This window comes from Maribacter sp. Asnod1-A12, assembly GCF_045063735.1.
Lineage (GTDB): Bacteria > Bacteroidota > Bacteroidia > Flavobacteriales > Flavobacteriaceae > Maribacter.
Genome location: NZ_JBEFNZ010000006.1, coordinates 3,652,665 through 3,666,716 on the forward strand (window position 1 = coordinate 3,652,665; position 14,052 = coordinate 3,666,716).

Annotated in this window: 11 protein-coding genes and 1 tRNA gene; 9 read left to right on the forward strand and 3 right to left on the reverse strand. The window is 33.7% G+C overall.

Translation table 11 applies throughout. The features are described 5' to 3' along the window. Position 1: 1 nt before the first annotated feature. The 3 genes from fmt (at position 2) to ACJJVP_RS15855 (ending at position 2,067) form a co-directional block, all read left to right on the forward strand. The gene (gene fmt, locus ACJJVP_RS15845; protein ID WP_405415119.1) at positions 2–949 is read left to right on the forward strand and encodes a methionyl-tRNA formyltransferase; all 948 of its coding nucleotides are present in this window, start codon (positions 2–4) and stop codon (positions 947–949) included. Positions 950–1,122: 173 nt separating this feature from the next. Further along, positions 1,123–1,395 (forward strand): HU family DNA-binding protein, encoded by a 273-nt coding sequence (locus ACJJVP_RS15850; protein WP_027066835.1) that lies wholly within the window; start codon positions 1,123–1,125, stop codon positions 1,393–1,395. Positions 1,396–1,506: 111 nt separating this feature from the next. Continuing rightward, complete coding sequence (locus tag ACJJVP_RS15855) at positions 1,507–2,067, forward strand: YqgE/AlgH family protein (protein ID WP_405415121.1); 561 nt, start codon at positions 1,507–1,509, stop codon at positions 2,065–2,067. On the opposite strand, the gene ACJJVP_RS15860 is transcribed toward ACJJVP_RS15855, so the two are convergent. Beyond that, positions 2,064–2,921: an aminotransferase class IV gene (locus ACJJVP_RS15860; protein ID WP_405415123.1), complete on the reverse strand. Its 858-nt coding sequence runs from the start codon at positions 2,919–2,921 to the stop codon at positions 2,064–2,066. The genes ACJJVP_RS15855 and ACJJVP_RS15860 overlap by 4 nt on opposite strands. Positions 2,922–2,973: 52 nt before the next feature. Next, entirely contained in the window at positions 2,974–3,357 is a 384-nt protein-coding gene (locus ACJJVP_RS15865; protein WP_036154073.1) for an START-like domain-containing protein, read from the reverse strand. A gap of 138 nt (positions 3,358–3,495) precedes the next feature. Here ACJJVP_RS15865 and ACJJVP_RS15870 point away from each other — a divergent pair. Further along, a tRNA-Met gene (locus ACJJVP_RS15870) sits at positions 3,496–3,569 on the forward strand. 79 nt (positions 3,570–3,648) lie between these two features. Here ACJJVP_RS15870 and ACJJVP_RS15875 read toward each other — a convergent pair. Beyond that, positions 3,649–5,334: a sulfatase gene (locus ACJJVP_RS15875; RefSeq protein WP_405415126.1), complete on the reverse strand. Its 1,686-nt coding sequence runs from the start codon at positions 5,332–5,334 to the stop codon at positions 3,649–3,651. Between the two features lie 412 nt (positions 5,335–5,746). Here ACJJVP_RS15875 and ACJJVP_RS15880 point away from each other — a divergent pair, with 412 nt between their 5' ends. The 5 genes from ACJJVP_RS15880 (at position 5,747) to ACJJVP_RS15900 (ending at position 13,918) form a co-directional block, all read left to right on the forward strand. Then, positions 5,747–6,322 (forward strand): RNA polymerase sigma factor, encoded by a 576-nt coding sequence (locus ACJJVP_RS15880; protein WP_405415129.1) that lies wholly within the window; start codon positions 5,747–5,749, stop codon positions 6,320–6,322. 101 nt (positions 6,323–6,423) lie between these two features. Then, positions 6,424–7,458, forward strand: a complete 1,035-nt coding sequence (locus tag ACJJVP_RS15885) for a FecR family protein (protein WP_405415131.1) — start codon at positions 6,424–6,426, stop codon at positions 7,456–7,458. 197 nt (positions 7,459–7,655) lie between these two features. Beyond that, positions 7,656–10,994 carry a TonB-dependent receptor gene (locus ACJJVP_RS15890; protein WP_405415133.1) on the forward strand — a complete coding sequence of 1,113 codons (3,339 nt, stop codon included), beginning with the start codon at positions 7,656–7,658 and terminating at the stop codon, positions 10,992–10,994. A gap of 19 nt (positions 10,995–11,013) precedes the next feature. After that, the gene (locus ACJJVP_RS15895) at positions 11,014–12,447 is read left to right on the forward strand and encodes a RagB/SusD family nutrient uptake outer membrane protein (protein WP_405415136.1); all 1,434 of its coding nucleotides are present in this window, start codon (positions 11,014–11,016) and stop codon (positions 12,445–12,447) included. Between the two features lie 16 nt (positions 12,448–12,463). Then, positions 12,464–13,918: a sulfatase gene (locus ACJJVP_RS15900; protein ID WP_405415138.1), complete on the forward strand. Its 1,455-nt coding sequence runs from the start codon at positions 12,464–12,466 to the stop codon at positions 13,916–13,918. The last annotated feature ends 134 nt before the right edge of the window (positions 13,919–14,052 follow it).

Sequence of the window (14,052 nt, forward strand, 5' to 3'; positions counted from 1 at the left end):
TATGAAAGCATTGAGAATTGTATTTATGGGAACGCCAGATTTTGCCGTGGGCATTTTAGACAAGCTGGTAAAAGAAGAATATAATATAGTTGGCGTTATAACTGCACCAGATAGACCTGCAGGAAGAGGTAGAAAATTAAATGAATCCGCGGTTAAGAAATATGCGGTTGAAAACGGCCTTAATATTTTACAACCTACCAATTTAAAGGACCCTGAATTTTTAAGTAGCTTAAAATCTTTAGATGCCAATCTACAAATAGTAGTTGCTTTTAGAATGCTGCCTAAGCTTGTTTGGGATATGCCAGAATACGGTACATTTAATCTACATGCATCTTTATTACCACAATATAGAGGAGCCGCGCCTATTAATTGGGCTATTATAAATGGCGAGACAAAAACAGGAGTGACTACATTCTTTATTGATGAGAAGATCGATACAGGTGCCATTATAATGCAAGACGAAGCCATTATAGAAAAAACAGAAAATGCAGAGGACTTACATGACAAGTTAATGCATTTAGGCGCAGCCACCGTTGTAAAAACCGTAGCGCGTATTCAAGAAGGAAATTTTGAGACAACAAAACAGCCAGATTCAGATGATTTAAAAGATGCCCACAAACTTTTTAAAGAAACGTGCCAAATAGATTGGAACAAACCTGCAGAAGATATTTATAACTTTATAAGAGGTTTAAGTCCGTACCCAGCAGCATGGACTACATTAACAAATGGAGAACAAACGTTAATTACCAAAATTTACAAGGCACATATAGAGGTCGAAGAACATGACTCACCAACGGGAATTCTGATTTTTACAAAAAAAGAGATGAAAGTTGCCGTACAAGGTGGCTATCTAAATCTCGATGAAATACAGCTTCAAGGTAAGAAAAGGATGTTCGTAAGAGATTTATTGAACGGCCTCAATTTGGAGAAAAATGCAAAAATGGGGTGAGACCCCGTGTTTGTTGGGCTGCGAGAAACGTAAAAAAAAACCTACTTTATCAACAAACACGCTGAGTTATCAACAAAATAGGGGATTTCCGCCCGTTTTGCTTGTGTTGCTCAGAAATCCATATAAATTTGTTAGTAGGTATAAATTATTTAATCACAATTAATTATCACATTATGAACAAAACAGAATTGATCGATGCAATGGCAGCTGACGCTGGCATCACAAAAGCTGCGGCTAAAAAGTCATTGGAATCTTTCTTGGGAAATGTTGAAAATTCTCTTAAAAAAGGAGATAGAATTTCTTTAGTAGGTTTCGGTTCTTGGAGCGTATCTAAAAGAAATGCAAGAGAAGGTAGAAATCCATCAACTGGAAAAACTATCCAAATCGCTGCTAAAAATGTAGTTAAGTTTAAAGCAGGTGCTGATTTAGGCAAAGCTGTAAACTAATTTTACACTAATAAATTTATTAAAAGCGCCTTAATTGGCGCTTTTTTTATTTCCATGTTTTTGCTTTTAGACAGATTTGTCTTACTTTAGGTATATAATCATAGTGAATTTATGATCGCATTAAAGCCGACCAAAGGAAAATTACTTATTGCAGAACCCTCTTTAACAGGAGACGTTTCTTTCAACAGGTCCGTTGTATTGTTAGCAGAACATAGCAATGAAGGCTCTGTTGGTTTTATTTTAAACAAGCCATTAGAATACCAGATAAACGAGTTAGTAACCGAAATTGAAATCCCTTTTCAAGTATATAACGGTGGTCCTGTAGAACAAGACAATCTTTACTTTATTCATAAAGTGCCTCACCTAATAGATAATAGCGTAGAAATATCTGATGGTATATATTGGGGCGGTGATTTTGAAACAACCGTAGAACTGATTAATAAAGAAATTATCTCTGAAGATGATATTCGATTTTTTCTAGGATATTCTGGTTGGTCATCTCTACAGCTCGACGAAGAACTATCTTCAAAATCATGGATTGTTGTTAAAAATGAACATGAAAGCAGAATCATACAAAAAGCCGCAAAAGCAATTTGGAAAGAAAATATGATTCAATTAGGTGGTGATTACCTTCTTTGGTCTAACGCTCCAGAAAACCCTAGTTTAAACTAAACACTTTTAGTTAAAGACATTCTTGCAGCTGCATTTAATTTACCGATCAGATTTTTTGCAATTGTATTAACAAACTTTTTCTTTCTATATTTTGTTACGGAAATAATACCGTCAATATTATTTAAAATGAATAATTCATCTGCTTTTTGAAGTTCAAAAGGCGAAATACTATCTTCCAAAAACTCAAAATCATTTAGTTTGGATAACATCTCAATAAGCTTTTTTCTTAATATGCTATTTATACAACCATCTGTTACAGGGGCTGTTTTAATTTGATTGCCCTTAACTACAAATAAATTGCCATTTAGAGCTTCTATAACCTGCTTTCTCTCATTAAGCAACAAACAATCTTGATAATCATTTTCTTGAGCGTAAATAGCTCCTACGACACTTAATACTTTATTATTAGAATCTAGATTAGAGAGCATACTAGAATTCTTATAGAAATCCTTAAAAAGCTCCACTTCATAATCATCCTGATTTAGAATAAAAAAAGGATTGGTTAATGTTTTACTAGTAATAAAATAAGAAATGCTATTATCAGAAATAGATAAGTCATCTAAGCTATTTCTAAAAACGGTGAATTTTATTTGTTTGGCTTCTTTTAAATCGTTCTCAGAGATGCATTTTAGAATTTCTTCTTCCATAAATTCCATTGTAAAATTCATAGGAATCTCCATTCGCAAAATTCTCATGGAAGACATTAATCGTAAATAATGATCCTCTAAAAAAATTATGTCACCGTTTAGAACGCGTAATTCTTCAAAAACGGCATCACCAAGCTGTACTCCCCTATTCTTTTCGTTTAAAAAAGAAGTGTTATCCTCTAGAAGTTCGCCATTAAAATTGAACATAAAAAAAGCCTTAAAAAATTAAGGCTCAAAGATACTGTAAATAAGGCTATTTTTAAGATGATCCTAACACCTGTTTTAAATCTGACACTTGGTTGGTCCAAAGCATTTTAGACTCATCAATTTCGTCATCCTCTGCGAAGTCAGTTATAAACAATGAAACATCTTTCGTTATTTCATCAACAATTATTTTCATTTCAAAAAAGCTGTCATCTTCTGCTTCATCCCAAGCAAAACGAACAAACTCGTCTGTTTTTCTTTTCAATAATTTAGCTTCTTCTTCAGCTCCGTCCCATATAAATGTAAACTTCTCACCTCTTGAGTTCACATTATCCGCAAACCACTCTGACAATCCAGATGGTGTTGCAAGGTATTGATATAACATCTGTGGTGAAGACTGAATTACAAACTCTATTTCAAATTTTATTTTATCGCTCATGTTCATGCTACTTTAATACGGGCAATATATATATTTCTAAATGATAAAAAAATAAATGACCAGTATTATTTTTTTAATCAACTTTTGTTGAAGAACAAATAAATTACCACTATATTTGCAGCCGTTTAAAAATAATATGGCGAGGTAGCTCAGTTGGTTAGAGCGTCGGATTCATAACCCGGAGGTCGGGGGATCGTGCCCCCCTCTCGCTACGATATATTAGGGTACAACAATAAAGAAGGGTGATATTTAATCACCCTTCTTAAATTTTATAGAAAAATTAATTTATTTTCATTTTTTAGAATCCTCCCATTTTTCAATAATCGGATCTAAAATGGGTTTCTCAACACCAAACACCTTACCTTCTTTTGCCAATGGCATGAATTCATCTATATATTTTTTACTTAAAGAATCATTGTCTCCATATAGCTCTCTTAATCCGTTTAATTTTTTATGTAATTCTATTTTAATATCAGCATATGTAGGATCATCATAATAATTATGTTGCTCTAATGGGTCTTTTTTTCTGTCAATCAGCTCCCAATAATCTAAATCAAAGTAATGATGTATTAGTTTATAATCTTTGGTAATTGCAGCATAATGTCTATTTACATTGTGCTCTGAAGGATGTTCATAATAATGATAATACACTGCTTCCCGATTCCAGTCTTCCAGTTCGTTAGTAAAAACAGGTATTAAGCTTTCACCTTGCATATCATTAGGTTGTTCTACATCTGCAACATCTAGAAAAGTTTGGGCAAAATCTAAATTTTGAACAAGTTCATTTGAGACACTGCCTGCTTTAATTCTATCTGGCCAAGATACTAATAGCGGTGTTTTTAAACTTTCATCATAAACAAAACGCTTATCAAACCAACCATGCTCTCCCAAATAAAAACCTTGGTCAGAAGTATAAACAATAATGGTATTATCCATTAAATTATTTGCCTCTAAATAATCTAGAACCCTTCCTACATTTTCATCTACAGATTTTATGGTTCCTAAATAATCCTGCATATATCTTTGGTAGCGCCATTTTGCCAAATCTTTACCCGTCATGTTTGGATAATTCTTTTTAAAATCTTCAGCTACTCTTCTGTAAGCCTTATCAAAATTTACTCTTTGCTCTTTATTTAACCTACCTACACCCATTTCAAATCTTAGTTTATCATAACCTATTTGCTCCTGCAATCCCATTTCATCCATAACATCCGGATAAAGCTTACTATCTGCCGCCCAACCCATATCTCCATGTATATTCATTTTGGCAACCTTTGCTGCAGGCATACCCTCGTGAGCATCAAATAAAGTCTTAGGCTCTCTAAACTCTTTCTTTGTGAACTCATCCATATGTCGTTCAGCCATAAGCCATGAACGGTGTGGAGCCTTATGCAAATACATCAACATAAAAGGATCTTCCTTTTTACGTTCAGATTCCAACCAATCTAGAGTCATATCAGTAACTATATCGGTCACATAACCCGTTACATTAATTTCACCATCATTTTTTGTTATAAAGTCGGGGTTATAATAAGAACCTTGACCTGGCAATATTTTAAACTGATCAAAACCTTTCGGGTTATTACCAAAATGTAGTTTTCCGAACATTGCAGTTTGATAACCAGCTTTTTGTAATAATTGAGGAAATGTAACATTAGTGGTGTCAAAAGGTGAGACGTTATCTATTTTTCCATTAATATGAGAGTGTTTACCTGTTAATAACGTTGCCCTAGAGGGTGCACAAATTGAATTTGTAACACTGGCATTGGTAAATAACATACCCATTTTTGCTATTCTATCAATATTCGGTGTCTTAATAAGACTTGTATCATATGCCGAAATAGCTTGATAAGCGTGATCGTCAGACATAATAAAAACTATATTAGGTCGCTCCTCAATTTTAGGAGCGGAATTATCACAACCTATAAAAATGAACGAAAGATTTATTAGAATAAAAAATATTTGAAGTTTTCTCATTTTAAAGGAATTATAAATTTTACAAATGTCTTTTTTTTGGAATAATTAACGTGATAAGTAATTTGACTAATCATTCAAAAACAAGAGTTTTAATTAATACTTATATAGACAAAAAAAGACAGTCTTTTTAATTTATGAAAACCGTTACATTATTAATCATGTAGATTTCTATAATAATATCTATTTAAAAATGAGATAGTTAGGAAATGACATTTAATCATATACCTAATAAATTTTTAAATAATTATCATAATATTATGAATATATTAATATTTTAATACATTTGTTACTTAAATGATAATTTAAGTGTTTCAAATTAAGAATAACAAAATGTAAATTCAACTAATAGTAATATTCTTTATTTTGAAATTTCCGTAATTCAAGTTAGCCAAACCACCAAAAACAATAAACCATGTCTAGAATTGAAGGTAAAAAGTACTGGACAGAACTACAGAAAGGAAATGTAGAGTCTTTAGGAAAACTCTATGATTTATATGCTGATGAATTATTCATTTTTGGAATGAGTGTTACCAAAGACAAAACATCTGTAATGGATGGTATTCATGACCTATTCTTAAATTTATTCAAATACCACCGTACACTTGGAGAAGTAAAAAATATCAAATCTTACTTATTCTTATCTTTAAAAAGAACCTTACATAAAAAAAGTAAGCTTAAAATTATTACGGTTGACGATACCGAAATTTTGAATTCGATTTCAACAAATGATTTAAACTCTCCATCATGTGAATCGAATATAATAAATATTGAACATTCCTGCTTTATAAAAGAAAAAGTAAATCGTGCCATGAATCTACTTAGTCAAAATCAGCAAGAAGTTCTCAACATGCGTTATACCGAAGAACAATCTTATGAAGAAATCGCTCAAACTATGAGCGTTTCGATTTCCTCTGCTAGAACAATAATTTATCGTGCCTTAAAAATTCTTCGAGGCGGAGTTCTAACTGTTCTTTTTACTTTTTTATAAAAAACATCTTTTTTCTCGTCTATGTTTTAGTAATTAATTCTCTTGTTTATTAAGGGAATAAAATACGTGCGCCAAATTTCATTCTCTATTATGTCTCTTTTATGAAAAAAAATCAACTTAACGACAACCTAACAAATTTTGATAAACAAAGTTTAAGGGATCGTATAATAAAATCTGCAGATCAAGCTAAAGCAAAAAAAAGGAATCAAAGAATCCTCATGGCTGCTGCTTCTATAGTTTTGCTTATCGGAGCAAGTATTTTCTTCCAGTCTGAATCAGAAACAACTATTGAAAATTTTGTTGAATCTTCTCCTAATTTGGATGTTAAAAAAGCTGAAGGAGTAACTTTAATTTTAGGAAGTGGAGATAATTTAAACTTAGATGGAAACAGTACTACAGTCCATTATTCAAATACTGGGGAAGAAGTTGTATTAAGCACAGGTGAAACCGTCAATCAAAAATCAACTCAAGACAATAGACCTCTTTATAACACAATATTAGTTCCTTTTGGAAAAAGAACCGACCTAAAGCTATCCGATGGATCTATGGTTTGGCTTAATTCTGGATCAAAGCTGGTTTACCCTGCTGTATTCAATGGAAAAACAAGAGAAGTTTATTTAGAAGGTGAAGCGATATTTGAAGTAACCCATAATCCTAATAAGCCATTCAAAGTTTTATCTGCCAATCAAGAAATTGAAGTATTAGGTACTGTATTTAATGTAAGTAGCTACAAAGAGGATGCACTAAATTTTACGGTCTTAAAATCAGGTAGTGTCGAAATTAATTACAACGATAAAAATATAGAAAGTATAAAAATAAAGCCTGGCACATTAGCTAGTTATAATTCAAATTCAAAAAAAGCACTTACTCAGAAAGTCAATGTAAACGATTATTTTTCTTGGAGAGATGGTTTCTTGAACTTTAAGAATGACGATTTAAAATTTATAATGACAAAACTATCTCGTTATTATGATGTTGAAATCGTAATTGATGAAAATGGTTTAGCCGAACAAACATTTTCAGGAAACCTGGATTTAAAGGATAACGTAGAAAAAATTATTTCCCTAATTGCAGAAACATCAAATTTTAAAGTAACATATAAAGAAGGAATTATTCAACTTAACAACTCAAACTAACAAAACTCTATATGCCAATGAATTAAATAAAAACTCATAAGAAAGCCGAAAGATGCGCCAACATCTCCCGGCCTGTATTATTAACATCACTATTAAAAGCAATATTAACTAATCTGAATTACAATATTATGAATTATTTTAATAGGCGTACTGCTTGTTGGGACAAAATCAGTTCCGCACACGTCATCCACACAATTATGAGAATATTTTTGTTATTCATAGCTATAGGACTTAGTTCTGCTTATGCAAACAGTACATATTCTCAAACAAAGCTTGACATTAAAGTCAATAAAGTTCCACTAGAAACGCTATTTCAAGAAATACAGGAAAAAAGTGAATATATTTTCTTTTATAATGATGAAGTTCTTTTAAATAGAGGAAATGTTTCATTAAATATAAAAGGAGCTACTCTAACCACCATACTTGACAATGCACTAAAAGACAAGGGAATGGTTTATCGTATTGATGACCGACAGGTAATAATTTTTGAAAAAGAAGTATCTCTAGTACCTGTTACATCTAAAATCGATAAACAAGATTTTACGGTAACTGGTGTTGTACAAGATCAAAATGGGCAACCACTTCCAGGAGCAAATATCTTAGAAAAAGGTACTTCCAACGGAACACAAACAGATTTTGACGGCAATTTTGAACTTACCCTTAATAACGGTGATGCCATTTTATCCATTACATATATCGGCTTTTCTTCTAAGGAAATTGCTGTAAATGGACAAAACACTTTTACAGTAGCTCTAGAGGAAAGTGCTGCAGCCTTAGATGAAATAGTAGTAGTTGGATATGGTACTCAAAAAAAGAGTGACCTTACGGGTTCTGTCTCTTCCTTAAAATCAGAAGATTTAAATCCAGGTGCAAACGCATCCGTTGACCAAATGATGTTAGGTCGTGCAGCAGGGGTTCAAATTAACCAATCAAGTTCAGCACCGGGCGGGGGGCTATCAATACGCATTAGAGGAGCAAGCTCTTTAAACGCAAGTAATGAACCTTTATACGTAATAGATGGATTTCCAATCGACAATAGTGCTAATTTGTCTTCGGGCGGTGCTGCTGAAGTTAGTGAAAACCAAAGTCCTAATAATCCCCTAAACTCTTTAAACCCAGCAGATATTGAGTCCATTGAAATTTTAAAAGATGCTTCCGCTACAGCGATCTATGGTTCAAGAGGTGCTAACGGAGTGGTAATGATTACCACCAAAAAAGGTAAATCTGGAAAAATGAGGGTAACATATGATGTGTATAGCGGTATACAATCTGTTGCCAAAACAATAGATGTACTATCAACCAGCGAATATATTAACGCAATAAATGATTTATCGCAGGAACAAGGAAATTCGCCGGTATTTTCAGCTACCGATATAGCGAATATTGGTAATGGTAATTTTTGGCAAGATCAAGTTTTTCGATCGGCACCAATTACTAGCCACAATATCTCTATTGGCGGCGGGGATGAAAAAACTTCGGTTTATGCTTCCATCAATTATTTTGACCAAGAAGGTGTTGTCAAAAACACAGGTATTGAAAAGTATACCGGAAGAATAAATATTGAATCTAAAATTGGTGAAAAAGCAAAAATTGGACTCAATTTCAATACTAGTTTAATTAAGGATAATAATAATGTTGATGGCATACAGACCAATGAAAATGCTGGTCCTATATATTCTTCGTTACTTTATGACCCTACCGAACCTGTTTATAACGCAGATGGTACATTCTCTCAATCGGCTAACCTTACCGTAAATAACCCAGTAACACTCATAAACGGTATTATCAGTTTAAATGAGACAAACAGAACTTTTGGTAGTGCTTACTTAAATTATGATTTTACTGATAATCTATCAGGTAAGTTCAACTTCGGTACAGACCGTCAAACCTCAAGAAGGGATATTTACAATTCTACTCAAACCATACGTGGTAGTGCTGCAAACGGCATTGCCAATATTAGCGTATTAGATAGGTCGAATTATCTTTTTGAGTACACTATGAACTACAAAAAAGATTTCAATGAAAATCATAACCTAGCACTATTAGGCGGTATAACTTATCAGAAATTTAGTTTAAAAAACTTTTACGGTAATATCAGTGGTTTTCCATCTGACGATATTGGAACTAACAATTTAGAACTTGGAGATACTAATACTGATCAACTTGGGAGTAGAACAGAAGAAAATACATTGCTGTCTTATTTAGCAAGGGTGAATTATAATCTGTATAATAAATTTTTACTTACAGGATCCATACGTGCCGATGGTTCATCTCGTTTTGGAGAAAATAACAAGTTTGGATATTTTCCATCATTCGCATTTGGGTGGAAACTCAATGAAGAAGAGTTTGTTCCAGATTTATTCAGTCAATTAAAATTAAGAGCTAGCTGGGGTCTAACCGGTAATCAAGAAATTGGAAATTACAACTCTCAGTTAACTTTTCAATCTGGCCCAAATGTGGTATTGGGAAATTCTGTATTAGGCAGTGTAATTCCTTCTCGAAAAGCCAATGATGATCTTAAATGGGAAACCACCGAGCAATTCAATGTTGGAATTGATGCTGCTATGTTAAACGGTAGGATTAGCGCTACAATAGATTACTTTTCTAAGAACACTAAAGATTTACTTTTCAATCTACCCCTACCTTTAGCCTCTGGTTATGCCTCAATATTAAGTAATGTTGGTGAGGTCCAAAATAAAGGTTTTGAAGTATTGATCAATACCACCAATGTGATTACCGATGATTTCAAATGGGATACCTCATTGAATTTTGCTGCAATCAAAAATAAAGTAGTTGATTTAGGAAGAATCGAAAGTATTGTAACCGGTAATATTATGGCTGTTGGTAATACTGCGATAATTAGAGAAGGTGAACCTTTAGCTTCTTACTACGGCTATAACGTAACCGGTATTTTTCAAGAAGATGATGATATCACAAATTCCGCCCAACCTTTAGCTGAGCCAGGTTTTCCTATTTTCGAGGACATAAACGGTGACGGTGCCATTACACCCGATGACCAAACTATAATAGGAAGCCCTTTCCCCGACTTCACTTATGGTATACAGAATTCATTTAGTTATAAAAACTTTCAATTAGATGTTTTCTTTCAAGGGCAAGAAGGTGCAGAATTAATCAATATTAATTTAATTGAGTCTCTTTATCCTGCCAACTTTAGAAGAAATCGTCAGTCTAGAACTATAGTTGACCGATGGACACCTGAAAATACTGATGCTAAATGGCCTTCATCTGTAAATCCAAACGCTTACGGTGCAAGTAAGGTAAATACGTTAACGGTAGAAGATGCCTCATACTTTCGACTTAAAAACGTGCAGTTCAGTTACCAAGTACCAGTAGACAATATTGACTTTTTAAACAGTATGCGGGTATACATTACTGGGCAGAATTTGTTCACCATAACAGATTATGGAGGTTTCGACCCTGAGTCCAATTCTCTTGGATCAAGTAATGTAAGGGTAGATTATAGTAGTTACCCAACGGCAAGAACATATCTTTTAGGATTAACCGCCAGTTTCTAAACTTAAAAACTAAAATACAATGAAATCATATATTAATAAATCAATAATGATATTGTTAGTCATTGGTATAATCGCCTGTGAAAAACGATTAGACGAAGAGGTTTTTTCAGAACTAGCCCCTTCCACCCTTTTCACTAGTGAAAAAGGAATAAGTTCAGTTTTAAACGCTTCTTATGCTTATGCCCACAGACCAGGTTTTCAAGACTCATGGTCCTCTTATCATTTAGCTTCAATGACCACTGGTGAAATATGGGGACAAGGTGGATCAATTGAAAACTTATGGCTATCAGAAATTGACTTCACCTGGGACGGCAACCATGACCATATAATAGCTCAATGGACTATCTATTTCAATTCTATTAGAGATGCTAATATCGTTTTAGATAATTTAGATAATGAAGTATTCTCTGATGAGTTTAAACAATTAACCGAAGCAGAAGTACATTTTCTACGTGGATGGAATTATTCTGAGTTATTTAATTTATTCGGGGCGGTGCCATTATACAAAACTTCTACAGACGAGCCTTTATTACCCAGGTCAACTGAAGATGAAGTAAAAGGGTTTATTGAACAAGAACTAATAACGGCAGTAGCAGATTTACCTGTTCAAGCACCGGCGTATGGTCGTGCATCAAAAGGAGCCGCAATGGCGGTTTTATGCAAATATTATTTGAATACAAGACAATGGCAGAATGCAGCAGATATGGCTGAAGATATTCAAGACTTAGGAATTTATGAATTACTTCCTAATTTTAGTGACGTATTTAGTATTGAGAACGAAGGTAATCAAGAAATACTGTGGGTCTTACCTAAAGATGCAACTTCGCCAACAGCTAGCCAAGCAATAGACGCCCTAGTTTTCCCTACAGATTATCCATGGCCATTCCCAAACAATATAGTATTTGCTGCACGTACCTATTTATACGATGAATTTGTGAATTCCTTTGACGCAGATGATGTTAGAAAAAATCATATTATAACTGAGTATGTAAGCACAACTACGGGTGAAACAATACAAGGTTTAGGTAACGACCAATCATTCCCATATAAAATAGAATTTGACCCTAGCGCCGTTGGTGCAGCTGCGGGTAATGATATTCCTGCTATTCGTTACGCTGATATTCTTTTAAGTCGCGCCGAAGCATTAAATGAAATCTCTGGACCTACTCAAACAGCGATCGATTTAATTAATGAAGTCAGAACTAGAGCTGGAATAACTGAATTATCGTTAGCAGGATTTACAAAAGAAACACTTCGTGAAACAATTTTACAAGAGAGAGGATGGGAATTATTCTTCGAAGGAAAAAGAAGAGAAGATATGATAAGGCAGGAAGTATTTATTTCTAATGCTGTTAGCAGAGGTAAAAATGCACAAGACTATCATGTATTGTTTCCAATTCCTCAAGTAGAATTAGATGCTAATCCTGATTTAGTTCAAAACCCAGGTTATTAATTAACAACAGAAACCAATGAAAAAAATAAATATTAATATCAAAATAGAATTATTCTCAAATTATACATTTATCACATTTATAATGGTGCTATTATCCATACCAAATCTTGGAATGGGCCAGAATAAACAATTTCCGGTAAAACCCAATGTAATAGTAATTTTCGCTGATGATTTAGGGTATGGAGACTTAAGTTCATACGGTCATCCAACGATTAGTACGCCCAATTTAGATAGAATGGCAAACGAAGGACAAAAATGGACTAATTTTTATGTTGGTGCGAGTGTTTGCACTCCTAGTCGAGCTGCATTAATGACCGGTAGATTACCTGTAAGAAATGGATTGACCAGTTCAAAAGTAGGCGTATTTTTTCCAGACTCGCACAACGGTATACCTGCTGAAGAAGTAACAATTGCTGAACAATTAAAATCAGCAGGTTATGCTACAGGAATGGTGGGCAAATGGCATTTGGGCCATAAAGAAGAATATCTTCCAACCAATAATGGTTTTGATGATTATTACGGAATACCATATTCAAATGACATGGACCATACTGGTAAAATCAGTTCCATGGAAGAATACTTCAGTAGATATACAGATACTTATGAAGAACGAACTCCTGAAGAATTTAATGTTCCAATCTTACGTGGTACCGAAGTGGTTGAAAGACCTGCACAACAAAATACATTGACAAAACGCTACACAGATGAAGCTATTAATTGGATTAAAAATCATAAAGAAGAGCCATTCTTCATGTATTTAGCCCATAGTTTGCCACATGTACCGTTATTTGTTTCTGATGAATTCAGAGGTACAAGTAAAAGAGGTCTTTATGGAGATGTAGTAGAAGAAATCGACAATGGTGTCGGTCAGATTTTAAATATGCTCGAAGATGAAGGCTTGGACAAAAACACTATTGTCATTTTCACTTCTGACAATGGACCGTGGTTATCTACAGGAATATCAGGAGGTAGTGCAGGCTTATTATTTGAAGGCAAAGGTACTACTTGGGAAGGAGGCATGCGCGAACCGGGTATTTTCTGGGGACCAGGGTATATCAAACCTAAACTAGTCACGGGAATGGGAACAACAATGGATTTGTTCAATACATTTAGTAACCTTGCAGGAGTACCTATACCGACTGACCGAGAAATGGATGGAATTGATTTAAGCCCAGTTCTATTTGGTGATGAAGAAAGTCCTAGAAATGAAGTTTTTTATTATAGAGGACCAGAACTTTATGCAGTTAGATTAGGTGCATATAAAGCTCACTTTGTAACGGAAGCAGGTTATAAATTGAATACTCGTGAAGAACACGACCCTCCCCTACTTTTTAATATTGAACAAGATCCTTCAGAAAAATATGATCTATCTAAAAAACAACCCGAAGAAATTACAAAAATTATGCAGGTAGTAAAAGAGCATAATTCCAAAATGGTAAAGGGACCAGATTTATTAAAAGATCGAGGATAGATTTTTATGATATCAACTTCACACGATATCATTTTATATGTAGAGAGTTTGTTAGTTTAATTTCAGGCGTATTGTATTTATACAATGCGTCTTCTCTTTTAGAGATTAAATGATTATAAATGAAATGTTACCCC